This window comes from Variovorax sp. ISS6 (genome assembly GCF_056523145.1).
The window spans coordinates 5,927,683-5,953,227 of sequence record NZ_JAWRZC010000001.1 but is presented as its reverse complement, the minus strand read 5'-3'; the positions used below and the strand labels follow the sequence as shown (position 1 = coordinate 5,953,227).

Genomic DNA, 25,545 nt, shown 5'->3' with positions numbered 1-25,545 from the left:
TAAAGCAAAAAGATTGGCTCGACCCGGCCTTGTCGAGGCCTCCGCATGGGACCTTCGCTCTTCTCCGCCTCGACATGACTCGCATATTCAGCTTTGAGGATTTGCCGACCGCTGACCTCGTCGTGGACGCCATCTATGAGGGCGGTAGCGCACGAAATACGGGAAGCGATCCGATTGCGCGCTTGCTCCCTGGGGCAGGCAACCAAGGCGGGTTTCGTGCGTCTGGCCTAGGCTCCCAGAAGAAGTTCGTGGTTCTCTACTCCAGCGGAGAGGAGGGGGACTGGCCCGACCGACTGGATCTCAATACGGGTCAGTTCGTGTACTACGGTGACAACCGCACGCCGGGCCATGACCTTCATGACACCACGCGTCGCGGCAATCTCATCTTGAAAGCTGCCTTCGAAAGCGCACACGGAGGTGTGGCGAAGAGATCGCAGGTCCCTCCGTTCTTTGTCTTCACGAAATGCCCGACGGCAAAGAGCAACAGATCCGTTCAGTTCAAGGGGCTCGCGGTGCCAGGCTTCTCGGGGCTGCCTATGACGGAAGACTTGGTCGCGGTATGGAAGACGACCTCGGGCGAGCGGTTTCAGAACTATCGCGCAGTCTTCACGGTACTGAACACGCCAGTTGTTCCGCGAGCTTGGATCAACGGACTCTCTGAATTCGGCTCGGTACTTTCAAGCGCGCCTAGTGCATGGCGCTCATGGGTCGAATCGGGGGTCTATAGCCCTCTGACCTCCGAGCCCACGAAAGTGATTCGAACAGAGGAAGAGCAAACGCCAGACACGGAGCTGAAGAAAGCAATCCTTGAACAGGTGTGGCGGCATTTCAAGGATTCGCCCTACGCCTTCGAATCGTTCGCTGCGCGGATCTATCAACTGACTGACCAACGTGTGGTCATTGACGAGATCACCCGAGGCAGTGTGGATGGTGGGCGAGATGCCGTCGGCAGGTATCTGCTGGGTTTGAGTGCTGACCCGGTGTACGCAGAGTTTGCTTTGGAGGCAAAGTGCTATCGCCCGTCATCTGGGGGCATATCGGCGAATACGGTTGGAGTGCGTGAGGTCGCTCGATTGATTTCGCGCATTCGGCATCGACAGTTCGGCGTACTCGTGACCACGTCCTGGGTCGCAAGGCAGGCGTACGCAGAGGTGAGGGACGATCGTCATCCCATCGTTTTCATCTCGGGTCGAGATATCGCCGAGGTGCTGATCAAGTCTGGCTATAGCTCTGGCGAGCGAGTAGCTGATTTGCTTGGTGAGTGGCCTGTAGGCACGAACGACAGCCCACAAGATCCGATCTAGCTTGCCCGCGCCGGATCTCCCAGTTGCCTTGGTGAGTTCGGGCAAAGAAAAAAGCCCCGCTATCTTTTCAATAGCGGGGCTTTTCAGATTGGTGCCGGAGAGATGAATCGAACACCCGACCTTCTCATTACGAATGAGCTGCTCTACCGACTGAGCTACACCGGCGAAGCCTTCGATTATAGCGAGGTTTTCAGTCCTTTTGAGCGTGGTACTGGGTCAAACGCTCGACTTCGTTTCGCGAACCCAACATCACGCTGACGCGCTCGTGCAGCTTGGTGGGCTGCAGCTCCAGGATGCGCTGCTTGCCGTTGGTGGCGGCGCCGCCGGCCTGTTCCACCAGCCAGCTCATGGGGTTGGCCTCGTACATCAGGCGCAGCTTGCCGGCCTTCTCGGGCTCGCGCTTGTCCCAGGGGTACATGAAGACGCCGCCGCGCATCAGGATGCGGTGCACGTCGGCCACCATGCTGGCGATCCAGCGCATGTTGAAGTCCTTGCCGCGCGGGCCTTCCTTGCCGGCCAGGCATTCGTCGATGTAGCGCTTCACGGGCTCGTCCCAGTGGCGCATGTTGCTCATGTTGATCGCGAATTCCTTGGTGTCGGGCGGAATCTGGATGTCTTCCTGGGTCAGCACGAAGCTGCCCTGCTCGCGATCGAGGGTGAACATGGCGACGCCGTTGCCCACGGTCAGCACGAGGGTGGTCTGCGGGCCGTAGATGCAGTAGCCGGCGGCCACCTGCTGGGTGCCGGCCTGGAGGAAGTCGCCCTCCTGTACGCCGGGGTGGCCCTCGGGCTTCTTGAGCACGCTGAAGATGGTGCCGATGCTGACGTTGACGTCGATGTTGCTGCTGCCGTCGAGCGGGTCGAACATGAGCAGGTACTCGCCCTGCGGGTAGCGGTTGGGCACGACGTAGATGCTGTCCATCTCCTCGCTGGCCATGGCGGCGAGGTGGCCGCCCCATTCGTTGGCCTCGATCAGCACCTCGTTGGCGATGATGTCCAGCTTCTTCTGGATCTCGCCCTGCACGTTCTCGCTTTCGGCGGTGCCGAGCACGCCGCCCAGGGCGCCCTTGTTGACGGCCTGGCTGATGCTCTTGCAGGCACGGGCAACCACTTCGAGCAGCAGCCGCAGCTGGCCGGGGATGAGGCCGTCGGCGCGCTGCTGTTCGACGAGGTAGCGGGTGAGGGAAATCTTCTGTTGAGCCATGAGGGTTCTTCGGTTTCTCTTCGATGCGTTGCTTGTGTGCGGATCAGCTGCCGGCCAGGGCGCGGGTCACGACTTCGTGGGTGTCCTTGCTCAGTTCGGGCTTGGCGGCCACGCGCGCGATGGCTTCGCGCGCGGCGCTGCGGTAGGGCTCGGCGAGCTTGCTCCAGCGGTCGAGGGCGCGCGCGAGGCGGGCGGCCACCTGGGGGTTGAGGGCGTCGAGCTCGATGACGCGCTCGCTCCAGAACACGTAGCCGGCGGCGTCGGGGCGGTGGAAGGCGCCGGGGTTGGCGCTGCAGTAGCTGAAGATGACGCTGCGCGCGCGGTTGGGGTTCTTCAGCGAGAAGTCGGGGTGCTTCATGAGCTGCTTCACCAGCGGCAGGATGTCGCCGCCGCGGTCGCTGGCGCCGGCCTGCAGCGAGAACCACTTGTCGATGACCAGGGCCTCGTTCTTGAACAGCGCATGGAAGCGCGCGAGCGCCTGCGCGGCCAGGGTGTGGCCCGAGGAGACGAGGGCGTTGAGCGCGTTGAAGCGGTCGGTCATGTTGCCCGCGTCCTTGAAGCGCTGCAGGGTCTTGCCGGGCCAGACGGTGTCGCCCGACGAGCGCGCGGCCAGGCACAGGAAGTTGAGCGCCATGCCGGCCAGGGCGCGGCGGCCCGAGCTCAGCGGATCGGGGCTGTAGGCGCCGGTGTCGTGGTGCGCCTCGTAGGCCTGCTGCCAGTCGCTGAACAGGGCGGTGGCGAGCTGGGCGCGCATGGCTTCGCGCACGAGGTGCACGCGCTGCGGGTCGACCACGTCGAGCTGCTCGGCGATGTAGGTTTCCGACGGCAGGGTGAGCACCAGCTCCTTGAAGGCCGGGTCGAGCTGCGGATGGCGCAGCACGCTGCGCATGGCCTCGAGGTAGGCCTCGCCGAGCACCGGGGTGGTGTCGGTGGCCAGCGCGGCGATGCCCTGCAACGCGGCGCGCAGGCCCAGGCGCTGGCCGGCTTCCCAGCGGTTGAAGGGATCGGGGTCGTTGGCCAGCAGGGTCAGCAGCTGGGCGTCGCTGTACTCGAAGTCGAGGATCACCGGCGCGCTGAAGCCGCGCAGGATCGAGGGCACGGGCTCGGCGTCGAGGTTGGTGAAGGTGAACTGCTCGCCGGCGCGCGACAGCACCAGGGTACGGGTGCCGGCGCTGCCTTCGGCCTCGCCCTCGAGCTGCACGGGCAGCTCGCGGCCGCTGGCGTCGAGCAGGCCGAGGTTGAGCGGGATGACGAACGGTTCCTTGTTGGGCTGGCCCGGGGTGGGCGGGCAGCTCTGCAGCACGCTCAGGGTGTAGCTGCGGTTGGCGCTGTCGTACACGCCGCTGGCCTTCAGGCGCGGGGTGCCGGCCTGGCTGTACCAGCGCTTGAACTGGGGCAGCAGGCGTGCGAGCTCGGAGTCGGGGTTGGCGTCGGCGATGGCCTGGGCGAAGTCGTCGCAGGTCACGGCCTGGCCGTCGTGGCGCTCGAAGTAGAGGGTGATGCCCTTCTCGAAGCCCTTGCGGCCCACGAGGGTCTGCATCATGCGCACGACCTCGGCACCCTTCTCGTAGATGGTGACGGTGTAGAAGTTGCTGATCTCGATGTAGCTGTCGGGCCGCACCGGGTGGGCCATGGGGCCGGCATCCTCGGGGAACTGGGCGGTGCGCAGCACGCGCACGTCTTCGATGCGCTTGACGGCGCGCGCCGAGGCGTCGGCGCACAGGTCCTGGCTGAACTCCTGGTCGCGGAAGACGGTGAGGCCTTCCTTCAGCGAGAGCTGGAACCAGTCGCGGCAGGTCACGCGGTCGCCCGACCAGTTGTGGAAGTACTCGTGGCCGACCACGCTTTCGATGTTGCTGTAATCGGCGTCGGTGGCGGTGGCCTGGTTGGCCAGAACGTACTTCGTGTTGAAGATGTTCAGGCCCTTGTTCTCCATGGCGCCCATGTTGAAGTCGCTGGTGGCCACGATCATGAAGCGGTCGAGGTCCAGCGGCAGGCCGAAGCGGGCCTCGTCCCACAGCACCGAGTTGATCAGCGAGTTCATCGCGTGCTCGGTCTTGTCGAGGTCGCCGGCGCGCACGTACACCTGCAGCAGGTGTTCCTTGCCGCTGCGCGCCTTGATGCGCTGCTCGCGCGCCACCAGCTTGCCCGCGACCAGCGCGAACAGGTAGCTGGGCTTCTTGAAGGGGTCGACCCACTTGGCGAAGTGGCGGCCCTCGGGCAGGTCGCCGTGCTCGACCAGGTTGCCGTTCGACAGCAGCACCGGGTAGGCGGCCTTGGCGGCGCGCAGGGTGACGGTGTACATCGCCATCACGTCGGGCCGGTCGAGGAAGTAGGTGATGCGGCGGAAGCCCTCGGCCTCGCACTGCGTGAAGAAGGTGTCCTCGCTCACGAACAGGCCCATCAGCTTGGTGTTCTTGATGGGGCAGCAGGTGGTGAAGAGCTCGAGCTCGAACGAGCCTTCTTCCGCCGCGGGCAGGCCGTCCAGCACGAGCTGGTCGCCTTCCATGCGGAACGAGGCGCCCTGGCCGTTGACCAGCACGCGCGCGAGGTTGAGCTCGTCGCCGTCCAGGCGCAGCGGCTGCGCCGGCACGTCGGGGTTGCGGCGCAGGCGCATGCGGTTGAGCACGCGGGTCTTGGCCGGGTCGAGGTCGAAGGTGAGGTCGACGGTGTCGATCCAGAAGGCCGGCGGTGCGTAGTCTTCGCGGCGGATGGCGTTCGGTGCGGCTTGGGCACCGCTGAAATCAGGCAGCAACGGCATCGAGGGTCTCCAGAAAATTCGAATGGGCGAGTTCGTTGTAGTCGCGCACGGCGGCGATCACGTGGGGGCCGGCGAGTTCGGCGGCGCTGTGGGTGCTGCACACGGCCACGGCGCGCATGCCGCCGCGGCGCGCGGCCTCGATGCCGAAGGGGGCGTCCTCGAACACGATGCAGCGTTCGGGCGCCACGCCGATGCGGCGCGCGGCCTCGAGAAAGATGGCGGGCGTGGGCTTGCCGCTGAAGCCTTCGTCGCCGCCGACGATGGCCAGCGGCAGCGGGTCCATCTTCAGGCGCGACATGGCGAACTCGATGTTGTGGCGGTCGCCCGCGGTGCCCACGGCCACCTTCAGGCCGCGCGCGACGGCGGCCCTGGCGAAGGCGGTGAAGCCGGCGACTTCGGTGAAGTTGTCGCTGAACATCGCGCGGTAGATCTCTTCCTTCTCGTGCACCAGCGCCTGGCACTCGTCATCGGACAGCTCGCGCTCGAACAGCTCGCGCATGCACTCGGCGCCGGTGCGGCCCGTGGTGCGCGCGAGGATGTCGCTCACGTCGAGCACCAGGCCGTGGCGCGCCACGAACTCGACCCACGAGCGCGCATGCCAGGGCATGGAGTCGATCATGGTGCCGTCCATGTCGAAGATCAGGGCTTCGACCTTGCCGTTGAGGTTCATGCGGGGCTGCGCGGGTGGTTGCGGTGGTGACGAAAAGGAGGAGGCGGGATCAGACGCCCTGCTTGAGCGAGGCTTCGATGAACACGTCGAGGTCGCCGTCGAGCACCTTCTGGGTGGCCGAGATCTCGACGTTGGTGCGCAGGTCCTTGATGCGGCTGTTGTCCAGCACGTAGCTGCGGATCTGGTGGCCCCAGCCCACGTCGGTCTTGCTGTCCTCGAGCTTCTGCTGCTCTTCCATGCGCTTGCGCATCTCGTGGTCGTACAGGCGCGAACGCAGGCGCTTCCACGCCACGTCGCGGTTGCTGTGCTGGCTGCGGCCGTCCTGGCACTGCACCACGATGCCGGTCGGGATGTGCGTGAGGCGCACGGCCGAGTCGGTCTTGTTGATGTGCTGGCCGCCCGCGCCGCTGGCACGGAAGGTGTCGGTGCGCACGTCCGCCGGGTTGATCTCGATCTCGATGGAGTCGTCGATCTCGGGGTAGACGAAGATGCTCGCGAAGCTGGTGTGGCGCCCGCCCGAGGAGTCGAACGGCGACTTGCGCACGAGGCGGTGCACGCCGGTCTCGGTGCGCAGCAGGCCGAAGGCGTAGTCGCCCTCGACCTTGATGGTCGCGCTCTTGATGCCGGCGGTGTCGCCCGGGGTCTCGTCCTCGAGCTGGATCTTGAAGCCCTTGCGCTCGGCGTACTTGGTGTACTGGCGCAGTAGCATGCTGGCCCAGTCGCAGGCCTCGGTGCCGCCGGCGCCGGCCTGGATGTCGACGAAGGCGTTCAGCGGGTCGGCCGGGTTGTTGAACATCCGGCGGAACTCGAGCTGCTTGATGTCGGTTTCGAGCGTGGCGGCGTCATCGGCGATGGCCTGCAGGCCGTCGACATCGCCTTCTTCCTTCGACATCTCGTAGAGCTCGGTGTTGTCCGCGAGGCCGCTGGTGAGGCGGTCGAGCGTGACGACGATGTCGTCGAGCGACTTCTTTTCCTTGCCCAGCTCCTGGGCCTTCTTGGGGTCGTTCCAGACGTTGGGATCTTCGAGCGATGCGTTGACCGTCCTCAGACGTTCGGCTTTGGCATCGTAGTCAAAGATACCTCCGGAGATCCATGGTCCGGGCGCTCAGGTCCGCAAGCGTTGCGCCGATCTGGTTGATTTGTTCTGCGTCCATGGGGTGGTCCTGACTGTGTGAGGGGAAACGGACGATTTTCTCATGGACGGGGATGCGGGCCGGCAGAGGCCCTGGATTGCGCCTCGGCGTGCGGGGAAAGGGGGCATTTCTCCTTCCCCCGCTGGGGGAAGGTCGGGATGGGGGCGCCGGGCGGTTGACCTTGTCCGGCCGGTGCACAGGCCCGGTGCCCCCACCCCGGCCCTCCCCCAGAGGGGGAGGGAGCAAGTCCTCAGAACGCGGGGACCAGCGCGCCCTTGAACTGGGTCTCGATGAAGCTCCTGACCTCGGGCGACTGGTAGGCCGCCACGAGGCGTTTGGCCCAGGGCTTGTCCTTGTCGGCGCGGCGCACGGCGATCAGGTTGGCATAGGGGCCCTTGGGCGATTCCTTGATGACGGCGTCCTTGTTGAACGAGAGGCCGGCCTTCTCGGCGTAGTCGTTGTTGATGGCGGCGATCGCGAGGTCGTCGAGCGAGCGCGGCAGCTGCGCGGCGTCGAGCGGCACCAGCTTGAGCTTCTTCGGGTTGGTCACCACGTCGAGCGGGGTCGCGGTGTTGTTCTTCACGGCCTCGGGCTTGAGCGTGATCAGGCCGGCCTGCTGCAGCAGCAACAGCGCGCGGTTGCCGTTCGACGGGTCGTTCTGGATGCCGACCGCGGCGCCCTCGGGCAGCTGGTCGATGCTCTTGAGCTTCTTCGAATAGAAGCCCAGCGGCGCGGTGATGGTCAGGCCCACGGGCACGAGGTCGAAGCCGCGCGCCTTGATCTGGTTGTCGAGGAAGGGCTGGTGCTGGAAGGCGTTGGCGTCGAGGTCGCCGGCCGCGAGCGCGGCATTGGGCAGTTGGTAGTCGTTGAAGACCACGACCTGGACCGTGAGGCCGTCCTTGGCGGCGACCTTCTTCACCACTTCGAAGATCTGCTCGGCGTTGCCGACCGAGATGCCGACCTTGACGGTGTTCTTGTTGTCCTGGGCCTGGGCGCCGCCGGCGATGCCGCCGAGGAGGGAAGCCGCCAGGGTGGCGGCAAGGAGGCCGCGGCGGCGAAGGATGCTGTGCATGGTTGGAGTGGCGCTGCGCGCTCGAAAAAGAAAGGCGCGAATGTGGCAGCAGGCGGGCGCGATGGGAACGAACCAATGCGCATATCCATATGGGAGCCCCTGCTCGCTTTATGGTGTATGTGGTTGAAGGTTGGCGCCTTCTTATGTGATTTCGGGAATAAGCATCGCCCGATTTGTTCGTTCCCTTTCGATGCCTTTCTTTTCATACTCGCCACCTTTTTGCGAATCCGTGGCCGGTGTTCCTGTTGGCGGCCGCGCGCATCCGTTCCTTGGTTCCCCCAGACATGAGCAACCCATCGTCCGACCCGGCCCGCGGCAGCGCGGAACCGGTCATCCGCCTCCAGTCGGTGCAGAAGTCCTTCGCGCTGCCCAGCGGCGAGGTCTTCGACGCCGTGCAATCGCTGTCGCTCGACATCCAGCAGGGCGACGTGTTCGGCCTGATCGGCAAGAGCGGCGCCGGCAAGTCGACCCTGCTTCGCCTCATCAACCTGCTCGAGCGGCCCGACGCGGGCCGCGTGCTGGTCGGCGGGCGCGACCTCACGACACTGTCGCGCCGCGAGCTGCGCGACACGCGCCAGATCATCGGCATGATCTTCCAGCAGTTCAACCTGCTGCAGAACGCCACGGTGTTCGACAACGTGGCCTTCCCGCTGAAGATCCACGGCCGCCACTCGCGCGCCGAGATCGACGCCCGGGTGCGCGAATGCCTGGCGCTGGTGGGCCTGTCGGAAAAGATCGACACCTACCCGGCCCAGCTCTCGGGCGGCCAGAAGCAGCGCGTGGCGATCGCCCGCGCGCTGGCGCCGCGCCCGCAGGTGCTGCTGTGCGACGAACCGACCTCGGCGCTCGACAGCGAGACCACGCGCTCGCTGCTCGAGACGCTGCGCGACATCAACCAGAAGATCGGCGTGACCATCGTGATCGTGACGCACGAGCTGTCGGTGGTGGAGGTGCTGTGCCGCAACGTGGCGATCCTCGAGAAGGGCCGGCTGGTCGAGCAGTTCGAGGTCGACGCTGCGCCGAGCGAGGCGCGCAAGACCGCGCTGGGCCGCGAGATCGACGAGCTGGTGCGGCGGCGCGAGCGCGATGCACGCGAAGCGCGCGAGGCTGGCGAAGCCACCTCGGCCAGCGCCCCGGTTGCCACGCAACGCAGCGCGCTGGAGGTGGCCTATGTTTGAGAACATCGCCCCCATCCTTCCCGAGCTCTGGGTCGCGACCGGCCAGACCTTCATGATGCTGGCCATCGGCCTGTCGGCCGCGGTGCTGATCGGCGGGCCGCTGGGCATCCTGCTGTTCCTGCTCGGCCCGGGCCAGTCGCTCGCCAACCGGCCCGCGTTCCTGATCCTGAACTGGCTCGTGAACACGGTGCGCTCCTTCCCCTTCATCATCCTGCTGGTGGCGCTGGTGCCGTTCACGCGCATCATCGCGGGCACCTCGATCGGGCCGCTGGCCGCGGCGGTGCCGCTGTCGTTCGCGGCCATTCCCTATTTCGCGCGGCTGGTCGACCAGTGCCTGCGCGAGGTGCCGCGCGGCGTGATCGAGGCGGCCCATGCGATGGGCGCCTCGGAGCTGCAGATCGTCTGGCGCGTGCTGGTGGTCGAGGCCCGCTCGGGCCTGGTGCTGGCGCTCACGGTGCTCGCGGTGAGCTTCCTCTCCTACTCGGCGATCGCCGGCGTGGTGGGCGGCGGCGGCATCGGCGACCTGGCCATCCGCTACGGCTACTACCGCTTCCAGACCGACGTGATGGTGCTCACCGTGGCGCTGCTCGTGGTGCTGGTACAGATCCTGCAATTCGTCGGCAACACCGCGGCGCGCAGGCTCGACAAGCGTTGATTCGCTTTTCCTTTTCCCTCTCTCTTTTCCTGCAAAGCCTTCCGTCATGACCACCGCACTGCTGCGCCGTTCCGTCCTCGCCCTGTCCCTCGCCGCGCTGTCGCTCGGCGGCCTTTCGCTGCCGGCGCAGGCGCAGGACGCCAAGAAGAACCTCACGATCGGCGGCACCGCCGGCTCGAACATCGACCAGCTCAAGCAAGGCATCGTGCCGATCCTCGAGAAGAAGGGCTACAAGGTGAAACTGGTCGAATTCAACGATTACGTGCAGCCCAACCTGGCGCTGGCCCAGGGTTCGCTCGACGCCAACTTCTTCCAGCACCAGGTCTACCTGAAGAAATTCGCGGCCGACCAGAAGCTGGACCTGGCCGAACTGGTGCAGGGCCCGATCGCGCCGCTGGGCGTGTACTCGACCAAGCGCAAGACGCTGGCCGACCTGAAGGACGGCGACCGTGTGACGCTGCCGAACGACCCGAGCAACCTGGCGCGCGCGCTGGTGCTGCTGGAGCAGAACAAGCTGATCACGATCAAGCAGGGCGTGGATCCGCTGCGCGCTTCCGAGAAGGACGTGGCCGACAACCCCAGGAAGCTGAAGTTCATTCCGCTCGAGGCTGCACAATTGCCGCGCTCGCTCGGCGACACCGAGTACGCGATCATCAACGGCAACTTCGCGATCTCCTCGGGCCTGAAGCTCACCGAAGCGGTGGTGCTCGAGAAGACGCCCGACTACTACCTGAATGTCGTGGCCGTGAAGACCGCGGACAAGAACACCGCCTGGGCCAAGGACCTCGTGGAGGCCTACCACTCGAAGGAGTTCAAGACGGTGGTCGACACGAAGTTCCAGGGCTACGCGAAGCCCAGCTTCCTGCAATAAACCAACTACTTTCTGAGAGGGACCTTCCCATGCCCGTGCTGGCCGTGTTCGATGCGCAAGCGAGCTGGAGCGACACCCATGTGTGCGACGGCTGGATCACCGACCGGCTGGCCGCGCAGGGCGTGCGATGGGGGCGCGAGGACGCCCCCGCGCCCCTCGCGGGCGAGGAGGTTCGTGTGCTCGGGCAGGCCGGCTTGTTCTACGTGCCCGAGGGCGAGGGCTATCTGGGCCTGCTGCTAGAGGCCGGCGAATGGGTCGCGCTGCCGGTGGGGCGGGCCCGGGTGTTCTTCGACGACGGCGAGGGCGCGGACGATGCGCTGCCGCATGCGGCATTGCCGGGCTTCGAGGCCTTCGTCGAAGAGGTGCTGTCGCTGACGGGGAACGACGCGGACGAGGGCTGAGGCCCGCCGCCGCTCCTCCGGGCGGCGTTTCCCTTTCTTCTTTCTAGGCCGCCAGGCGCTGCGCCGTCCGTCCTTCGGGCCGCGCCAGCCCGAGGTGATCGCGCAGGGTGCGCCCCTCGTACTCCGTGCGGAACAGCCCGCGCTTCTGCAGGATCGGCACCACCCCGTCGACGAAATGCTCGAGCCCGTGCGGCAGCGCATCGGGCATGAGGTTGAAGCCGTCGGCCGCGCCGCCCTTGAACCAGTGCTCGATGTCGTCGGCGATCTGCTCGGGCGTGCCCACGATCACGCGGTGGCCGCCGCCTCCCGCGAGCTCGCGGATCAGCTGGCGCACCGTGTAGCCATGGGTGCGGCCGGCCGCCACCACCGCGTTGAAGAAGGTGTGGTTGCCGTTGCCATTGCCGGGCAGCGGCAGGTTCTCGGGCAGGCGCTCGTCGAGCTTGAGGCGATCGGGCGCGATGCCCAGCGTGCCCGCGATGCGCGTGAGGCTGTAGTCCCACGGGATCAGGTCGACCAGCTCGTCGCGGCGACGCAGCGCCTCGGCCTCGGTGCCGCCGACGATGGTGGTGAGGCCCGCGAGCACCTTCACCGCGTCGGGGCCGCGGCCCAGCTCGGCCGCGCGGGTCTTGAGGGCGCGCGCATAGGCCAGCGATTCCTCGAAGGACTGCGAGGCCGAGAACACGGCCTCGGCATGGCGCGAGGCCAGCTCGCGCCCGTCGGCCGAGGCGCCGGCCTGCACCAGCACCGGATGGCCCTGCGGCGCGCGCGGCAGGTTCAGCGGGCCCTGCACCGCGAAGTGCTCGCCGCGGTGCGCGATGGCGTGCACCCTGGTGGCGTCGACGAAGCTGCCCGTGGCCTTGTCGCCCACGAAGGCGCCGTCTTCCCAGCTGTCCCACAGCGCCTTCACGATGTCGGCGAACTCAGAGGCGCGTGCGTAGCGCTTCGCATGGTCGGGCGTGGCCTCGAGTCCGAAGTTGCGCGCCGAGGGCAGGTCGGCCGTGGTCACCATGTTCCAGCCCGCGCGGCCATTGCTCACGTGGTCGAGCGTGGAGAAGCGGCGCGCGATGTTGTAGGGCTCGTTGTAGCTGGTCGAGGCGGTGGCGATCAGCCCGATGTGGGTGGTGGCCGCGGCCACGCAGGCCAGCAGGATGGTGGGCTCGAGCGCGGTGATCGGGCGGAAGTGGATCTGGTCGACGATGGCCGCGTTGTCGGCCAGGAAGATCGCGTCGAGCTTGCCCGCTTCCGCGATCCGCGCGGTGCGGACGTAGTGCTGGATGTCGGCGAAGGCCCGGGGGTCGGCCTCGGGCAGGCGCCAGGCCGAGGGCACGAAGCCCGAGTGCAGGATGTTGACGTTCAGGTGCAGCCGCCGGGGAGGCGCGCCGCGGGTGGTGGAGCCGCTCATCGGTCGATCACTTCGAGAAGTAGTCGGGCAGCCGGTAGCCGGCCCACACGGGATTGGCGAGGAAGACGCGCTGGAACTCGGCCGACTGGTAGGCCGCGACGATGTCCTTCGCGAACTTCGCGTTCTCGTTGCCGCGCTTGACCGCCACCACGTTGACGTAGGGCAGGGTCATGTCCTCGAGCTTGAGCGCCTCGGTGAGCTTGAGGCCCGAGGCGACGGCGAAGTTGCCCTGCACGGCCGCGAGGTCGGCGTCGGCCAGCGAGCGCGGTGCCTGGGCGGCGTCGAGCGGCACCAGCTTCAGGCGCTTGGGATTGCTCGCGATGTCGCGCTCCGACACGCTCAGCGGATTCACGCCGGCCTTGAGCTGCACCCAGCCGATGGTCGCGAGGATGTTGAGCGCGCGCGCCGCGTTCACCGGGTCGGCCGGCAGCGTGACGGTGGCGCCGTCGGGCACGCTGGCCAGCGACTTGTGGCGCTGCGAATAGAGGCCCATCGGCGGCGTCGGCACGTGGACGATCGGCACCAGGTCGAAGTTCTGCTGCTGGTTGGTGGCGTTGAGGTAGAGCGTGTGCTGGAAGATGTTGGCGTCGATCTGGCCGCGCTCGACGGCGTCGTTGGGCTGCACGCCCTGGCTGAACTCGACGTACTTGACGGTGTAGCCGAGCTTGGCGAGCTGGGGCTCGATGCCCTTGGTGAAGGCGTCGCGGTACGGGCCCGGCATGAAGCCGACGCGCAGGTCGGCGGCCTGGGCCGCGGCCGCGAGGCCCAGCGTGAGGGCGAGGCCGCCGGCCAGGGCCAGGCGGCGGGAAAGGGCGAGAGGGCGCATGAGAGAGAGGCTCCAGAACTGAACCGGGCACTCTAGGAGCCGCTGCCGCGCGCGCGAACGAATATTCGCAAGCTTGCATATGCGGACAGCGGTCATAGGATCGCAGGCATGACCCAACACATCGGAATCGTGGGCTGCTCCGCCGAAGGAGCGGCCCTTTGCTACAAGACCATCTGCGTGGAGGGTGCCGCGCTGCTCGGGCCCCATGCGCATCCCGAGGTGTCGATGCACACGCCCTCGCTCGCGGACTACGTGCACTGCCTCGATGCGGGCGACGTGGCCGGCGTGGGCGAGCTGATGCTCGCTTCGGCGCGCAAGCTGCAGGCCGCGGGTGCCGACTTCCTGATCTGCCCCGACAACACGATCCACCAGGCCTTCGAGTACGTGGCGTCGCGTTCGCCGCTGCCCTGGCTGCACATCGCCGAGGTGGCGGCCGACGAGGCCGTGCGGCGCGGCTTCCGGCGCATCGGCATCACGGGCACGCGCTGGCTGGTCGACAGCGAGGTCTATCCGTCCAGGTTCGCGGCGCGCGGCCTCGAGTACCGCCGGCCGAACGCACGGGAGCGCGACGAGACCGGGCGCGTGATCATGGACGAGCTGGTCAACGGCATCTTCAGCCCCGAGGGCGTGGCGAGCTTCCAGCGCGTGATCGAGCGCATGAAGGTAGAGGAGGGCTGCGACGCGGTGGTGCTGGGTTGCACCGAGATCCCGCTGATCATCGGCGATGCGAACTCGGCGCTGCCGACGCTCGATTCGACGCGGCTGCTGGCGCGCGCGGCGTTGCGGCGCGCCGTGCAGCAGGCCTGACTAGGTAAGGAAATCCTCGATCAGCTTCGCCACCCGCTGCGGCTGGTCGTGGTGCAGCATGTGGCCGGCATCGGCCAGCTGCTCGATGCGCACCGAGGGCACCGAGGCCAGGCGCTGGTGGAATTCCTCGAGCGTGTAGCGGCTCTTCCACCAGCCCTGCAGGCTGTCGTCGGCGGCCTCGATCATCAGCGTGGGCGCGGCAATGCGCGCATAGAGCGCGCGCACCTCGTCGACGCGGAAGATGTTGGCGTTGACGACCTTGTGCGCGGCCTCGCCGAGGATCTGCCAGCGCGCGCTGCCGTCGGGCTGCGCGCGGCTGGCCGACCAGTGGCTCGCGAGCCAGTCGGCCTTCTCCTGCGACAGGCGCGGGTTGGTCTTCATGAGCCGGCGCGCCACGCCGTCGACGGCCGAGTAGCCGGCGAGTTCTAGTTCGCCGCGGTGCAGCCGCTTGAGCTCGTCGATCCACTGGCCGTAGCGCGCGGGCGCTTCCTCGGGCTGGCGCGCGGGCATGCCGAAGCCCTCGAGGTTGACCAGCCGGCGGATGCGCTCGGGCCGCACGCCCGCGTAGTGCATGACGACGTTGCCGCCCATGCTGTGGCCCACGAGGTCGACCGGGCGCGCGGCTTCGCCTTCGCCCGCGTAGTGGTCGAGCAGCCATTCGAGGTCGGCCAGGTAGTCGGGCAGCCAGTAGTTGTCGACCCCGCCGCCGTCGGTGAGGCCGAAGCCGCGCCAGTCGGGCGCGACGATGAAGCGTTCCTCGGCCAGCGCGTCGACCACGAACTGCCAGGAGGCGGCCACGTCCATCCAGCCGTGCACCAGCACCAGCGGCGGCCGCTCGGCCGAGGGCTGGCCCCAGAGGCGCACGTGGTAGCGGAGGTTGCGCACGGGCACGAATTCGCTGCGCGAGGGACGGAGGGCGTGGTACATGGCTCCGATGATAAGGAGCCGGGTCGATGCGCACAGTCCGCCAGACGACAGTGGCGTGACGGCCGCGCCGCTCGGGTTTGGCGCCCCCGCCAGCGCGCCGCGGAGCCCGGCGGTACATTTCCGCGCATGCAAAAAATCAGACTCGGTCAGAGCGACCTTCACGTCACGCCCATCTGCCTCGGCACCATGACCTTCGGCGAGCAGGTCGACGAGCCCACGGCCCATGCCATCCTGGCGCGCTCGCTCGAGCGCGGCGTCGACTTCATCGACACGGCCGAGATGTACTCGGTGCCCACGCGCCAGGAGACCTACGGCGCGACCGAGACCATCATCGGCAACTGGTTCGCGGCCAACCCCGGCGCGCGCCGGAAGCTGACGCTGGCCAGCAAGGTCGCGGGCCCGCTGCGCAACACACCCTGGGTGCGCGAAGGCGTGGGCATGACGGGCGCGGACATCGTGGCCTCGTGCGAGGCGAGCCTCAAGCGCCTGCAGACGGACGTGATCGACCTCTACCAGATCCACTGGCCCGAGCGCCACGTGCCGGCCTTCGGCAACATCTACTACGACCCGGCCAAGGAGGTCTCGCAGACCCCGATCCGCGAACAGCTCGAGGCGCTGGCCGGGCTGGTGAAGGCCGGGAAGATCCGCGCCATCGGCCTGTCGAACGAGACGCCCTACGGCGTGCACGAGTTCGTGCGGCTGGCCGAGGAGCACGGGCTGCCGCGCGTGGCGACGGTGCAGAACGTCTACAACCTCGCGAGCCGCGGCGCCGAGAACGGCCTGGACGAAACCATGCACCGGCTCGGCGTGTCGCTGCTGGCCTATTCGCCGCTGGCCTACGGCCTGCTGACCGGCAAGTACGACCAGAGCGGCATCACCGGCCCGGACGCACCGCAGGAAGCACGCATCACGCGCTACGAATCGGTGCGCAAGCTGCGCTGGGGCCGGCCCGACGCGCTCAAGGCCGCGCGCCGCTACAACCAGCTCGCGCGCGACAACGGCCTGACGCCGGTGAAGCTCGCGCTGGCCTTCTGCTACACCAAGTGGCAGGTGGCGAGCACCATCATCGGCGTGCGCACGGTCGAGCAGCTCGACGAGGACATCGATGCCTGGGGCACGACGCTGTCGCCCGAACTGCTGGCGCAGATCGACGCGATCCGCTGGGAGATCCGCGACCCGGCCGCCTGAGCCGGCCTCGCCCGCCATGGCCAGGAAGAACGCCCACGTCTCCGAGACGCCCGCCACCCAGCTCTTGCGCGCCCACAAGGTCGCGTTCACCGAGCACCCCTACGAATACATGGAGCACGGCGGCGCCCAGCGCGGCGCCGAGATGCTGGGGCTCGACCCGTTCATGGTGATCAAGACGCTGGTGATGCAGGACCAGGACGCCAGGCCGCTGGTGGTGCTGATGCACGGCAACCGCACCGTGTCGACCAAGAACCTCGCGCGCCAGATCGGCGCCAAGTCGGTCGAGCCCTGCAAGCCCGAGGTGGCGCAGCGCCACAGCGGCTACATGGTGGGCGGCACCTCGCCCTTCGGCACCAGGCGCGAAATGCCGGTGTACGTGGAGGCGACGGTGCTCGCGCTGCCGCGCATCGTGCTCAACGGCGGGCGGCGCGGCTACCTGATCGGCATCGACCCGCAGGTGTGCGTGCAGCTGCTGGGCGCGACCCCGGTGGAGTGCGCGCTGGCAGAATAGCCGGCTCCTGCGATTCGATCGTTGGCGCTGCGCGTCCCGCCCGGGGCGCATCGGCGCGGCGATGCGTCCCCCGAAGAACAACACCGATCCGCGGAGACCCGCCTTGACCTTTCACCTGCCTACCCTGATCGCCATCGTGGCGTCGTACCTGCTCGGCTCGCTGTCCTTCGCCGTCATCGTGAGCAGGGCGCTCGGCATGGCCGACCCGCGCAGCTACGGCAGCAAGAACCCCGGCGCGACCAACGTGCTGCGCTCGGGCAACAAGGGCGCGGCGCTGGCCACGCTGCTGCTCGACGCGGTCAAGGGCTGGGTGCCGGTGTTCGTGATCCGCCACTGGGGCGCCCAATGGGGCCTGGACGACGGCGTGGCCGCGGTGGCTGGCGTGGCCGCCTTCCTCGGCCACCTGTACCCGGTGTTCTTCGGCTTCCAGGGCGGCAAGGGCGTGGCGACGGCGGCCGGCGTGCTGGTGGGCATCGCGCCCTGGCTCGGGCTCGCGACCGGCGCCACCTGGCTGATCATCGCGGTGTTCTTCCGCTACTCCTCGCTCTCCTCGCTGGTCGCCGCCTTCTTCGCGCCGGCCTACTACCTGATCGGCGGCGGCATCGCGTGGCCGCTGAGCCGCACGGCGCTGGTCGCCATCATCGTCATGAGCCTGCTGCTGATCTGGCGGCATCGCGAGAACATCCGCCGGCTCGCCGCCGGCACCGAGTCCAAACTGGGCTCCAAAAAGAAAAAGGACTGAAGGAATCACCATGGGCACCATCACCCGCTTCCACGTCGGACCGCGTCTTTCCGAGACCGCGGTGCACAACGGCACCATCTACCTCGCGGGCCAGGTGCCCGACGACACCACGCAGGACATCCGCGGCCAGACCCAGCAGGTGCTGGCCATGGTCGACCGCCTGCTGGCCGAGGCCGGCAGCGACAAGTCGCGCATCCTCATGACCCAGATCTTCCTGGCCGACATCGCGGACATCACGGCGATGAACGAGGTCTGGGACGCCTGGATCCCGGCCGGCAACACGCCGCCGCGCGCGACGGTGCAGGCCAAGATGGCCAACACCGGCTACAAGATCGAGATCGTGGTGACGGCCGCGCAGGCCTGATTCGCGAGCTTCGTCTCAGTAGCGCTTCTCGAGCACCATCTGGTCGGCGTCGCGCCGCATCGAGAAGCGGTTGATGAAGCTGTTGCCCAGCAGCACGAAGGGCATGGACTGCGGCGAGACGATGGCCTCGAGGTCGTAGACCTCGACGTCGCCCACGCGCACCGAGCGCAGCCGCAGCAGGTAGCCGGGTGCCACGCCGTTGGCGGTGTTGACCTGCACCGGCCGGCCCTTGCTGTAGTCGAGGCCGATGCGCTGCGCGTCGGCCACCGACATGGCGACCGTGGTCGCGCCGGTGTCGAGCATGAAGGTGACCGGGCGATCGTTGATCAGGCCCTGGGTCATGAAATGGCCGCGGCTGTCGGCCGGCAGCACGATGCGGTTGCCGCTGCCGCCCGAGGGGCCGCCACCGCCGATGCTCACGGGCGTGTCCATGCGCAGCGTGACGCGCTTGCCCTCGGACTCGACCACCGCCTGCTCGGACTGCAGCGAAACCAGCTTCACGCCCTGGAAGCTCTCGCCCACCGCCACCGTCTTGGGCGCGCTGCCGTTGACGATCAGGATCGCGCGGCTGCCGATGGTGCCGGTCAGCATGACCGAGTCGGCCGCCTGGGCCGACGGCGCCGCCACCGCGGCCAGGACGAACGCGGCGACGGCGAATGCCTTCATGGGCCGGGGCTCAGTCGCGGAAGTTGTTGAAGGACAGCGGGGTATCGGGCACGTCCTTCTTGATCAGCGCCATGGCGGCCTGCAGGTCGTCGCGCTTGGCGCCGGTGACGCGCACCGCATCGCCCTGGATCGCGGCCTGCACCTTGAGCTTGCTGTCCTTGATCAGGCGCTGGATCTTTTTGGCGATGTCGCCCTCGATGCCGTTCTTGATCTTGATGACCTGCTTGACCTTGTCGCCGCCGATCTTCTGCACGTCGCCCTTGTCGAGGAAACGCACGTCGACGCTGCGCTTGGTGAGCTTGCTGCGCAGGATGTCCTCGACCTGCACGAGCTGGAACTCGGCATCGCCGGTCATGGTGATTTCCTTGTCCTTGAGCTCGACCGCGGCCGCGGTGCCCTTGAAGTCGAAACGGGTGGCGATTTCCTTGGCGGTGTTCTCGACGGCGTTCTTGACCTCGGGCAGATTGGGTTCGCAGACGGTGTCGAAAGACGGCATGGGCTCTCCTCAGGTGTCACGGTAGCTGGATGCGACAATTCTCCCATGATCGTGGAGCACAACGTCCCGCTGCAGCCGTACAACAGCTTCGGCATCGTCGCGCGCGCGCAGCACCTGGTGCGCATCGCGAGCGAGGCCGACCTGGCCGCGCTGCATGCCGACACCGAATGGCGCGACGCGCCGCGTTTCGTGCTGGGCGGCGGCAGCAATATCGTGTTGACCGGCGACGTGAAGCCGCTGGTCCTGAAGGTGGAGATCCAGGGCCGCCGGCTGGTCGAGGAGACCTCGCGCGCCTGGATCGTGGAGGCCGGCGCCGGCGAGGTCTGGCACGACACCGTGCAGTGGACGCTGGCGCAGGGCTACCCGGGGCTCGAGAACCTCGCGATGATCCCGGGCACGGTGGGCGGCTCGCCGGTGCAGAACATCGGCGCCTACGGCGTCGAGCTGCAGGACCGCTTCGATTCGCTCGATGCCTTCGATCTGGAAACCGGCCGCAGCTTCACGCTCGACGCGGCCCAGTGCGCCTTCGGCTATCGCGACTCGGTGTTCAAGCACGTGCGCGGCGCCGGCGGCGCCAACGACTTCGGCCTGGCGGGCCGCGCGCTCATCACGCGCGTGCGCTTCCGGCTGCCCAAGCCCTGGAAGGCGGTGGCGGGCTACCTCGACCTGGAACGCAGGATGGAGGAGACCGGCAACTTCACGCCCGATGCGAACGACATCTTCGACTGGATCTGCGCCATCCGCCGCGCCAAGCTGCCCGACTGGCGGGTGCTGGGCAACGCGGGCAGCTTCTTCAAGAACCCGACCGTCACGCCCGAGCAGTGCGCCGACATCATCGCGCGCGAGCCGAAGATCGTGCATTACCCGATGGACGACGGCAGCATCAAGCTCGCGGCCGGCTGGCTGATCGACGCCTGCGGCTGGAAGGGCAAGTCGGTAGGCAATGCCGGCGTCTACGAGAAGCAGGCGCTGGTGCTGGTCAACCGCGGCGGCAGCGAGAACCCGGTGACCGGCGGCGAGGTGATGACGCTGGCCAAGGCGATCCAGACCAGCGTGTACGAGCGCTTCGGCATCCGGCTCGAGCCCGAGCCGGTGGTGGTCTGAACACCCGGAGACATGGACCTCGACTTCCTGCCCCTGAACTACCGCCGGCGCATCTTCGCGCTGGTGTGGCTGCGGCGGCTGGTGATCCTGGCGGCAATCGCCGCGCTGGCGTTCTCGAGCGGGCGCTGGTGGAGCATGGTGCTCGGGCTGATTGGCGCGGGCCTGCTGGTGGTGGTGATGGGCTGGTTCGAAACCAGCCTGCGCCGCCAGTTCGTTCGCGAGGCGCGGCTGCCGCCCTTCCTGGTCCACAAGCTGATCGCGGCCCATCCGCAGCTGAGCCGGCGCGACGCCGAGCTGGTGCTGCGCGGCCTGCGGCAGTTCTTCATGGCGCACCTGCGCAGCGGGCGCAAGTTCGTCGGCATGCCCTCGAAGGTGGCCGACACCGCCTGGCACGAGTTCATCCTCCATACCCAGGGCTACCAGCACTGGTGCCAGGCGGCCTTCGGCGGCCTCTTGCACCACACGCCGGCCGAGGTGCTGGGGCGCGATCCCAAGCGCAACGACGGTCTGCGCCGCAGCTGGTACTGGGCCTGCAAGGAGGAGAGCATCGATCCGCGCAAGCCCGCGCGGCTGCCCTTGCTGTTCGCGCTCGACGCCAAGTTCGGCATCGAGGGCGGCTTCAACTACGTGCCCGACTGCCGCGACATCGACCGGCAGGCCGGCTCCGATGCCCACTGCGGCACGAGCTTCGGCGAAGGCGGTTCCTCGAGCGGCGGCTGCGGCGGTGACGCGGGCGGCTTCGGCGGCAGCGAATCGAGCGGCGGCGATGGCGGCGATGGCGGCGGTGGCGATTCTTCCGGCGGCGGCGCGGATGGCGGCGGCTGCGGTGGTGGCTGCGGTGGCGGAGGCGGTGGGGACTGAGCGCCTCGCGCCGGTCGCACCCCAAAAAAAAGCAGGCGCGAGGCCTGCTTTTTTCATTCGAAGCCGGATGGGCGGATGGGCTTACTTGCCGCTGTCGTCGTTCGCGAGCTTCGGCAGCGCCGCGCCCTGGCTCGAGGCCAGCAGGCCGGTCTTGGTGTAGATGCCGAGCTTCTCGCGCGTGTCGACGATGTCGAGGTTGCGCATCGTCAGCTGGCCGATGCGGTCCAGCGGCGTGAACGCGCCCTCGACCTTTTCCATGCTCAGGCGTTCGGGCTTGTAGGTGAGGTTCGGCGACTCGGTGTTGAGGATCGAGTAGTCGTTGCCGCGGCGCAGCTCGACCGTGACCTCGCCGGTGATCGCACGCGCCACCCAGCGCTGGGCGGTCTCGCGCAGCATGATGGCCTGCGGGTCGAACCAGCGGCCCTGGTAGAGCAGGCGGCCCAGGCGGCGGCCGTGGTCGCGGTACTGCTCGATGGTGTCCTCGTTGTGGATGCCGGTCACCAGGCGCTCGTAGGCGATGAACAGCAGCGCGAGGCCGGGGGCCTCGTAGATGCCGCGGCTCTTGGCCTCGATGATGCGGTTCTCGATCTGGTCGCTCATGCCCAGGCCGTGGCGCCCGCCGATGCGGTTGGCCTCGAGGATCAGCTCGACCAGGTTGGGGTAGCTCACGCCGTTGAGCGCGACCGGCACGCCTTCCTCGAAGCGCACCGAGACGGTTTCGCGCTTGACCTCGACCTCGTCCTTCCAGAAGGCCACGCCCATGATCGGCTGCACGATCTGGATGCCGCTGTTGAGGTGCTCGAGGTCCTTGGCTTCGTGCGTGGCGCCGAGCATGTTGGAGTCGGTCGAGTAGGCCTTCTCGGCCGACATCTTGTAGGCGAAGCCGGCCTGCTGCATGAAGGCCGACATTTCGGCGCGGCCGCCGAGCTCGTCGATGAAGACCTGGTCGAGCCAGGGCTTGTAGATCTTCAGGCCCGGGTTGGTCAGCAGGCCGTAGCGGTAGAAGCGCTCGATGTCGTTGCCCTTGTAGGTGCTGCCGTCGCCCCAGATGTGGACGTCGTCTTCCTTCATGGCCGACACCAGCATCGTGCCGGTGACCGCGCGGCCCAGCGGCGTGGTGTTGAAGTAGGTGACGCCGGCCGTCGTGACGTGGAAGGCGCCGGCCTGCAGCGCGGCCAGGCCTTCGTTGGCGAGCTGCGCGCGGCAGTCGATCAGGCGCGCGTTCTCGGCGCCGTAGAGCATCGCCTTGCGCGGGATCTCGTCGTAGTCGGGCTCGTCGGGCTGGCCGAGGTTGGCGGTGTAGGCGTAGGGGATCGCGCCCTTGTTGCGCATCCAGTGCAGCGCCGCGCTGGTATCGAGGCCGCCCGAGAAGGCGATGCCGACCTTCTGGCCGGCGGGGACGTTTTGGAGGATGGTCGACATGCTGGGTGGCTCCGTGCGGTTCAGCCGAAGTGGCAGATGTAGCTGTAGGGCTCGCCGCTCACGCGGATCTGGAAGCTGGAGTTGCCCGGAACGTCGAACTTCTGGCCGGGGCCGGAGGCGATCCACTCGGTGCTGCCCGCGAGCTGGTATTCGCAGCTGCCGGCGGTCCCTTCCATGATCTCGGGGGCGCCGGTGTTGAAGGTCAGGGTGGACGGCAGGATCACGCCGACCGATTTCTTCGTGCCGTCGGCCAGCGTGAGGCTGTGGCTCACGCACTTGCCGTCGAAGTAGACATTGGCCTTGGTGGCCACAGCGGCGCTGTTCAGGGTGTCGGTAATCGTCATGGAATGGCGCCGGCGCCGGGGGCGTTCGGCTGGTCGAGGACGGCACCGCGCGGGCGGCGCACCCCTCAGGGGTTGGAGAAGTCCTCGATTTTAGGGGCTTGGCCGGCGGCGCCTGGCCGGCCGGCCGGCTCAGTGATGCCAGCCGTGGTAGCCGCCACCGCGCCAGCCGCCGTAGCCGCCGCGGTAACCGCCGTAGCCCCGGTAGCCGCCGCCCCAGCCGCGCGAGTAGCCGAGGTTCAGCGAGATGCCGACCGGCGGGTAGACGTAGGGCTGCGGATAGGCATAGGCCGGCTGCACGTAGACCGGCGCCGGATAGACCGCGGCCGGGTAGGCGGGCTGGGCATAGACCGGGGCCGGCTGCGTGCCCGACACCACCACGCCCGGCTCGGGCACGACGTCGTCCCAGGGCGAGCCCGTGCTGTATTGCTGGCCCTGCTGCTGGGCATAGCCGCGGTTGTCGCTTTCGACCGGATAGGGCGTGAGCCGGTTCTGCGGCGTCACCGGCGCGGTGGTCACGCCATAGGCGTTGGCCTCGACGGGGATGGTGGCGCCCGGCTGGTAGTCGGTGCGCGTGGTGTAGCGGCGGCCGTTGTACTCGTAGGTGACGTTGTAGCTGGTGCCGGCGCCGTCGCGCACCGGCGTGGCCGAGAGCACGCGCGCCTGCACGGTCTGGCCCGACTGGGCATGGACCAGGCCCGCGCTGGCGGCGAGGACGCCGGCCAGCGAGAGGCCGAGGACGGTACGGATGGTCTGGGTATTCATGTTGGAGACTCCTGCGGATCGGACGCGGTGCGCTGCGAGGGTTGCCCGGCCGCGCCCGGTCCGGGTTCGACGCCGGCCCGCCAGGCGGGTTCCGGCATTTACACGGCGTTCACAGCACGGTTTTTCACAGGCTCACAGGCAGGCGCTTATAGCGACCTGGCCCATTGTTCAGCGTCGAAACCCGCGGTGATGTCGGCCTGGCGCGCTTTTTGGCGCCAGTCCACCACCGGCCGCTTGATCAGGCTGGGATTGGCGAGCAGCACGGCGCGCGCCGAGGCGGCGTCGACCACCGATTCGCGCGTGGCGTCGTCGAGCTTGCGCCAGGTGGTGCCGCGGCGGTTGACCAGCGTCTCCCAGCCCAGCGCGGCCAGCCAGTGGTCGAGCTCGGCCTCGGGCACGCCCTGTTTCTTGAAATCGTGGAAGCCGTAGGCGATGTCGTGGTCGGCTAGCCAGGCGCGGGCGCGCTTGACGGTGTCGCAGTTCGGAATGCCGTACAGAGTGGTCGAAGGGGTTGTCATGGCGCCGATGATGCGCGAGCGGCGGGTGGGCGACAATCCCGGCCTCCATGGAAACCCTGAACGACTGGCTCGAGCGCGCCGAGCGCCTGCATCCCAAGAACATCGAGCTCGGACTCGAGCGCGCGCGCGAGATGGCCCAGCGCATGGCGCTGCGCTTCGGCTGCCCCGTGATCACGGTGGCCGGCACCAACGGCAAGGGCTCGACCTGCGCCATGCTGGAGTCGATCCTGATGCACGCCGGCTATCGCACGGCGGTCTTCACCTCGCCCCATCTGGTGCACTTCGAGGAGCGGCTGCGCCTGTCGGGCCAATCGGTCGATGCTTCCAAATTGGTAGCAAACTTCGAAGCCGTGGAAAAGGCCCGGGGCGACCTGCCGCTGACCTATTTCGAGTTCACGACGCTCGGCATCCTGCGCTGCATGATCGAGGAGAAGCCCGACGTGGCGATCCTCGAGGTGGGCCTGGGCGGGCGGCTCGACGCCGTCAACATCATCGACGCCGACTGCTCGGTGATCACCAGCATCGACCTCGACCACATGGAATTCCTCGGCCCCGACCGCGAGAGCATCGGCTTCGAGAAGGCGGGCATCCTGCGCGCCGGCAAGCCGGCCATCGTGAGCGACCCGATGCCGCCGCAGAGCGTGGTCGATCATGCCGAGGCCATCGGCGCCGACCTCTGGCGCTTCGGGCGCGACTTCAACGTCTCGGGCGACAAGCAGCAGTGGGGCTGGAGCGGCCGCGGCCGGCGCTACAGCGGGCTTGCCTATCCGGCGCTGCGCGGCGCCAACCAGCTGGTCAACGCGGCCGGCGTGCTGGCGGCGCTCGAATCGCTGCGCCAGCAGCTGCCGGTGACGGCACAGGCGATCCGCAGCGGCCTCGCGATGGTCGAGTTGCCGGGGCGCTTCCAGATCGTGCCGGGCCAGCCGGTGCTGGTGCTCGACGTGGCGCACAACGCGCACGCCGTGGCCGCGCTGACCGAGAACCTCGACGCGATGGGCTTCTACCCGACCACCCATGCCGTGTTCGGCGTGATGGCGGACAAGGACCTGGCGCCGATCCTCGCGCGCATCGGGCCGCTGATCGATCGCTGGTACTTCACCAACCTGCCGACCGCGCGCGCCGCCAAGGCGGCCGACCTGCTGGCCGCATGGCAGGCGCAGAACACGCGCAAGGACGCCGCCGGCGAGGTCTTCGCCGGCCCCATGCAGGCGCTCCAGGCGGCCATCGAGCGCGCGGACCCCGCTGATAGAATCGTGGTCTTCGGATCGTTCTTCACCGTGGGCGGCGTGCTCGAGCATGGCACCCCCCGGCTGCAAGCCAAACACCTGTCCTAAACCTTGTCGCCCGGCGGCCGAT

27 protein-coding genes and 1 tRNA gene are annotated in these 25,545 nt (G+C 67.9%); 13 read left to right on the top strand and 15 right to left on the bottom strand.

Going from position 1 to position 25,545, the window contains the following annotated elements:
• Positions 1–74: 74 nt before the first annotated feature.
• Entirely contained in the window at positions 75–1,304 is a 1,230-nt protein-coding gene (locus tag AC1HIL_RS27395) for a restriction endonuclease (protein ID WP_082321976.1), read from the top strand.
• A gap of 89 nt (positions 1,305–1,393) precedes the next feature.
• On the opposite strand, the gene AC1HIL_RS27390 is transcribed toward AC1HIL_RS27395, so the two are convergent.
• The 6 genes from AC1HIL_RS27390 to AC1HIL_RS27365 all read right to left on the bottom strand — a co-directional run bounded on the left by AC1HIL_RS27390 (position 1,394) and on the right by AC1HIL_RS27365 (position 8,144).
• Positions 1,394–1,469, bottom strand: a tRNA-Thr gene (locus tag AC1HIL_RS27390).
• 25 nt (positions 1,470–1,494) lie between these two features.
• Positions 1,495–2,508, bottom strand: coding sequence for a class 1 fructose-bisphosphatase (locus AC1HIL_RS27385; protein WP_261216704.1), 1,014 nt, complete (start codon positions 2,506–2,508; stop codon positions 1,495–1,497).
• 43 nt (positions 2,509–2,551) lie between these two features.
• A complete protein-coding gene (gene pepN, locus AC1HIL_RS27380; RefSeq protein WP_479670492.1) occupies positions 2,552–5,269 on the bottom strand; it encodes an aminopeptidase N in 2,718 nt (905 codons plus the stop codon).
• On the bottom strand, positions 5,253–5,939 hold the full coding sequence (locus AC1HIL_RS27375) for an HAD family hydrolase (protein ID WP_057594913.1): 687 nt from the start codon (positions 5,937–5,939) through the stop codon (positions 5,253–5,255). Before AC1HIL_RS27375 ends, pepN begins: the two co-directional genes overlap by 17 nt.
• Positions 5,940–5,988: 49 nt before the next feature.
• A protein-coding gene (gene prfB / locus AC1HIL_RS27370; protein WP_479672786.1) for a peptide chain release factor 2 occupies positions 5,989–7,093 on the bottom strand; the annotation gives its coding sequence in 2 pieces (ribosomal slippage) (positions 5,989–7,011 and positions 7,013–7,093; 1,104 coding nt in all).
• Between the two features lie 229 nt (positions 7,094–7,322).
• Entirely contained in the window at positions 7,323–8,144 is an 822-nt protein-coding gene (locus AC1HIL_RS27365) for a MetQ/NlpA family ABC transporter substrate-binding protein (RefSeq protein WP_422096291.1), read from the bottom strand.
• A 284-nt stretch (positions 8,145–8,428) separates the two neighbouring features.
• On the opposite strand from AC1HIL_RS27365, the gene AC1HIL_RS27360 reads away from it, so the two are divergent.
• The 4 genes from AC1HIL_RS27360 to AC1HIL_RS27345 are packed head-to-tail and all read left to right on the top strand — an operon-like array spanning position 8,429 to position 11,249.
• Complete coding sequence (locus AC1HIL_RS27360; RefSeq protein ID WP_479670490.1) at positions 8,429–9,322, top strand: methionine ABC transporter ATP-binding protein; 894 nt, start codon at positions 8,429–8,431, stop codon at positions 9,320–9,322.
• Positions 9,315–9,977, top strand: coding sequence for a methionine ABC transporter permease (locus AC1HIL_RS27355; protein WP_093340247.1), 663 nt, complete (start codon positions 9,315–9,317; stop codon positions 9,975–9,977). Before AC1HIL_RS27360 ends, AC1HIL_RS27355 begins: the two co-directional genes overlap by 8 nt.
• A gap of 46 nt (positions 9,978–10,023) precedes the next feature.
• The gene (locus AC1HIL_RS27350; RefSeq protein ID WP_057594908.1) at positions 10,024–10,848 is read left to right on the top strand and encodes a MetQ/NlpA family ABC transporter substrate-binding protein; all 825 of its coding nucleotides are present in this window, start codon (positions 10,024–10,026) and stop codon (positions 10,846–10,848) included.
• A gap of 29 nt (positions 10,849–10,877) precedes the next feature.
• Positions 10,878–11,249 carry a hypothetical protein gene (locus AC1HIL_RS27345; RefSeq protein ID WP_057594907.1) on the top strand — a complete coding sequence of 124 codons (372 nt, stop codon included), beginning with the start codon at positions 10,878–10,880 and terminating at the stop codon, positions 11,247–11,249.
• A 43-nt stretch (positions 11,250–11,292) separates the two neighbouring features.
• Here the strand turns inward: AC1HIL_RS27345 and AC1HIL_RS27340 are convergent, their stop codons facing one another.
• Together AC1HIL_RS27340 and AC1HIL_RS27335 are read right to left on the bottom strand one after the other, a co-directional pair.
• On the bottom strand, positions 11,293–12,651 hold the full coding sequence (locus AC1HIL_RS27340) for an LLM class flavin-dependent oxidoreductase (protein ID WP_479670489.1): 1,359 nt from the start codon (positions 12,649–12,651) through the stop codon (positions 11,293–11,295).
• 7 nt (positions 12,652–12,658) lie between these two features.
• Entirely contained in the window at positions 12,659–13,477 is an 819-nt protein-coding gene (locus tag AC1HIL_RS27335) for a MetQ/NlpA family ABC transporter substrate-binding protein (RefSeq protein ID WP_479670488.1), read from the bottom strand.
• A 108-nt stretch (positions 13,478–13,585) separates the two neighbouring features.
• Between AC1HIL_RS27335 and AC1HIL_RS27330 the strand changes: the two genes are divergently transcribed.
• Complete coding sequence (locus AC1HIL_RS27330) at positions 13,586–14,284, top strand: aspartate/glutamate racemase family protein (RefSeq protein WP_479670487.1); 699 nt, start codon at positions 13,586–13,588, stop codon at positions 14,282–14,284.
• Here AC1HIL_RS27330 and AC1HIL_RS27325 read toward each other — a convergent pair whose 3' ends face one another.
• The gene (locus AC1HIL_RS27325) at positions 14,285–15,211 is read right to left on the bottom strand and encodes an alpha/beta fold hydrolase (protein WP_479670486.1); all 927 of its coding nucleotides are present in this window, start codon (positions 15,209–15,211) and stop codon (positions 14,285–14,287) included. It abuts the gene before it with no gap.
• 126 nt (positions 15,212–15,337) lie between these two features.
• On the opposite strand from AC1HIL_RS27325, the gene AC1HIL_RS27320 reads away from it, so the two are divergent.
• The 4 genes from AC1HIL_RS27320 (at position 15,338) to AC1HIL_RS27305 (ending at position 18,016) form a co-directional block, all read left to right on the top strand.
• Positions 15,338–16,399, top strand: a complete 1,062-nt coding sequence (locus AC1HIL_RS27320) for an aldo/keto reductase (RefSeq protein ID WP_479670485.1) — start codon at positions 15,338–15,340, stop codon at positions 16,397–16,399.
• Between the two features lie 16 nt (positions 16,400–16,415).
• On the top strand, positions 16,416–16,910 hold the full coding sequence (locus tag AC1HIL_RS27315; RefSeq protein ID WP_261216682.1) for an aminoacyl-tRNA deacylase: 495 nt from the start codon (positions 16,416–16,418) through the stop codon (positions 16,908–16,910).
• A gap of 103 nt (positions 16,911–17,013) precedes the next feature.
• Positions 17,014–17,652 carry a glycerol-3-phosphate 1-O-acyltransferase PlsY gene (plsY, locus tag AC1HIL_RS27310; RefSeq protein WP_057594898.1) on the top strand — a complete coding sequence of 213 codons (639 nt, stop codon included), beginning with the start codon at positions 17,014–17,016 and terminating at the stop codon, positions 17,650–17,652.
• Positions 17,653–17,662: 10 nt separating this feature from the next.
• Positions 17,663–18,016 carry a RidA family protein gene (locus AC1HIL_RS27305; RefSeq protein WP_057594897.1) on the top strand — a complete coding sequence of 118 codons (354 nt, stop codon included), beginning with the start codon at positions 17,663–17,665 and terminating at the stop codon, positions 18,014–18,016.
• 15 nt (positions 18,017–18,031) lie between these two features.
• Here AC1HIL_RS27305 and AC1HIL_RS27300 read toward each other — a convergent pair whose 3' ends face one another.
• Positions 18,032–18,682, bottom strand: coding sequence for a retropepsin-like aspartic protease family protein (locus tag AC1HIL_RS27300; RefSeq protein ID WP_057594895.1), 651 nt, complete (start codon positions 18,680–18,682; stop codon positions 18,032–18,034).
• 10 nt (positions 18,683–18,692) lie between these two features.
• Entirely contained in the window at positions 18,693–19,178 is a 486-nt protein-coding gene (locus AC1HIL_RS27295; RefSeq protein WP_057594893.1) for a YajQ family cyclic di-GMP-binding protein, read from the bottom strand.
• Positions 19,179–19,223: 45 nt separating this feature from the next.
• Between AC1HIL_RS27295 and murB the strand changes: the two genes are divergently transcribed.
• Positions 19,224–20,282 (top strand): UDP-N-acetylmuramate dehydrogenase, encoded by a 1,059-nt coding sequence (gene murB, locus AC1HIL_RS27290; protein ID WP_296731135.1) that lies wholly within the window; start codon positions 19,224–19,226, stop codon positions 20,280–20,282.
• A gap of 12 nt (positions 20,283–20,294) precedes the next feature.
• Positions 20,295–21,143, top strand: a complete 849-nt coding sequence (locus AC1HIL_RS27285) for a glycine-rich domain-containing protein (RefSeq protein ID WP_479670484.1) — start codon at positions 20,295–20,297, stop codon at positions 21,141–21,143.
• 81 nt (positions 21,144–21,224) lie between these two features.
• On the opposite strand, the gene argG is transcribed toward AC1HIL_RS27285, so the two are convergent.
• From argG to AC1HIL_RS27265, 4 genes are all read right to left on the bottom strand, one after another.
• Positions 21,225–22,565, bottom strand: coding sequence for an argininosuccinate synthase (argG, locus tag AC1HIL_RS27280; RefSeq protein ID WP_057594890.1), 1,341 nt, complete (start codon positions 22,563–22,565; stop codon positions 21,225–21,227).
• Positions 22,566–22,585: 20 nt separating this feature from the next.
• Complete coding sequence (gene ppnP / locus AC1HIL_RS27275) at positions 22,586–22,909, bottom strand: pyrimidine/purine nucleoside phosphorylase (protein WP_057594888.1); 324 nt, start codon at positions 22,907–22,909, stop codon at positions 22,586–22,588.
• Between the two features lie 129 nt (positions 22,910–23,038).
• Positions 23,039–23,671, bottom strand: coding sequence for a hypothetical protein (locus AC1HIL_RS27270; RefSeq protein WP_057594886.1), 633 nt, complete (start codon positions 23,669–23,671; stop codon positions 23,039–23,041).
• A 146-nt stretch (positions 23,672–23,817) separates the two neighbouring features.
• Positions 23,818–24,189 carry an ArsC family reductase gene (locus AC1HIL_RS27265; RefSeq protein WP_479670483.1) on the bottom strand — a complete coding sequence of 124 codons (372 nt, stop codon included), beginning with the start codon at positions 24,187–24,189 and terminating at the stop codon, positions 23,818–23,820.
• Between the two features lie 35 nt (positions 24,190–24,224).
• Here AC1HIL_RS27265 and folC point away from each other — a divergent pair, with 35 nt between their 5' ends.
• Positions 24,225–25,523, top strand: coding sequence for a bifunctional tetrahydrofolate synthase/dihydrofolate synthase (gene folC / locus AC1HIL_RS27260; protein WP_479672446.1), 1,299 nt, complete (start codon positions 24,225–24,227; stop codon positions 25,521–25,523).
• The last annotated feature ends 22 nt before the right edge of the window (positions 25,524–25,545 follow it).

Coding starts and splice junctions, on each gene's coding strand:
- AC1HIL_RS27265 (WP_479670483.1), bottom strand. CDS start 24,189: ATGACAACCCCTTCGACCACTCTGTACGGCATTCCGAACTGCGACACC.
- AC1HIL_RS27335 (WP_479670488.1), bottom strand. CDS start 13,477: ATGCGCCCTCTCGCCCTTTCCCGCCGCCTGGCCCTGGCCGGCGGCCTC.
- AC1HIL_RS27355 (WP_093340247.1), top strand. CDS start 9,315: ATGTTTGAGAACATCGCCCCCATCCTTCCCGAGCTCTGGGTCGCGACC.
- AC1HIL_RS27305 (WP_057594897.1), top strand. CDS start 17,663: ATGGGCACCATCACCCGCTTCCACGTCGGACCGCGTCTTTCCGAGACC.
- AC1HIL_RS27395 (WP_082321976.1), top strand. CDS start 75: ATGACTCGCATATTCAGCTTTGAGGATTTGCCGACCGCTGACCTCGTC.
- AC1HIL_RS27350 (WP_057594908.1), top strand. CDS start 10,024: ATGACCACCGCACTGCTGCGCCGTTCCGTCCTCGCCCTGTCCCTCGCC.
- AC1HIL_RS27320 (WP_479670485.1), top strand. CDS start 15,338: ATGCAAAAAATCAGACTCGGTCAGAGCGACCTTCACGTCACGCCCATC.
- AC1HIL_RS27270 (WP_057594886.1), bottom strand. CDS start 23,671: ATGAATACCCAGACCATCCGTACCGTCCTCGGCCTCTCGCTGGCCGGC.
- argG (WP_057594890.1), bottom strand. CDS start 22,565: ATGTCGACCATCCTCCAAAACGTCCCCGCCGGCCAGAAGGTCGGCATC.
- AC1HIL_RS27330 (WP_479670487.1), top strand. CDS start 13,586: ATGACCCAACACATCGGAATCGTGGGCTGCTCCGCCGAAGGAGCGGCC.
- AC1HIL_RS27285 (WP_479670484.1), top strand. CDS start 20,295: ATGGACCTCGACTTCCTGCCCCTGAACTACCGCCGGCGCATCTTCGCG.
- AC1HIL_RS27345 (WP_057594907.1), top strand. CDS start 10,878: ATGCCCGTGCTGGCCGTGTTCGATGCGCAAGCGAGCTGGAGCGACACC.
- AC1HIL_RS27325 (WP_479670486.1), bottom strand. CDS start 15,211: ATGTACCACGCCCTCCGTCCCTCGCGCAGCGAATTCGTGCCCGTGCGC.
- AC1HIL_RS27315 (WP_261216682.1), top strand. CDS start 16,416: ATGGCCAGGAAGAACGCCCACGTCTCCGAGACGCCCGCCACCCAGCTC.
- AC1HIL_RS27340 (WP_479670489.1), bottom strand. CDS start 12,651: ATGAGCGGCTCCACCACCCGCGGCGCGCCTCCCCGGCGGCTGCACCTG.
- AC1HIL_RS27385 (WP_261216704.1), bottom strand. CDS start 2,508: ATGGCTCAACAGAAGATTTCCCTCACCCGCTACCTCGTCGAACAGCAG.
- ppnP (WP_057594888.1), bottom strand. CDS start 22,909: ATGACGATTACCGACACCCTGAACAGCGCCGCTGTGGCCACCAAGGCC.
- AC1HIL_RS27365 (WP_422096291.1), bottom strand. CDS start 8,144: ATGCACAGCATCCTTCGCCGCCGCGGCCTCCTTGCCGCCACCCTGGCG.
- pepN (WP_479670492.1), bottom strand. CDS start 5,269: ATGCCGTTGCTGCCTGATTTCAGCGGTGCCCAAGCCGCACCGAACGCC.
- AC1HIL_RS27295 (WP_057594893.1), bottom strand. CDS start 19,178: ATGCCGTCTTTCGACACCGTCTGCGAACCCAATCTGCCCGAGGTCAAG.
- AC1HIL_RS27360 (WP_479670490.1), top strand. CDS start 8,429: ATGAGCAACCCATCGTCCGACCCGGCCCGCGGCAGCGCGGAACCGGTC.
- murB (WP_296731135.1), top strand. CDS start 19,224: ATGATCGTGGAGCACAACGTCCCGCTGCAGCCGTACAACAGCTTCGGC.
- AC1HIL_RS27300 (WP_057594895.1), bottom strand. CDS start 18,682: ATGAAGGCATTCGCCGTCGCCGCGTTCGTCCTGGCCGCGGTGGCGGCG.
- AC1HIL_RS27375 (WP_057594913.1), bottom strand. CDS start 5,939: ATGAACCTCAACGGCAAGGTCGAAGCCCTGATCTTCGACATGGACGGC.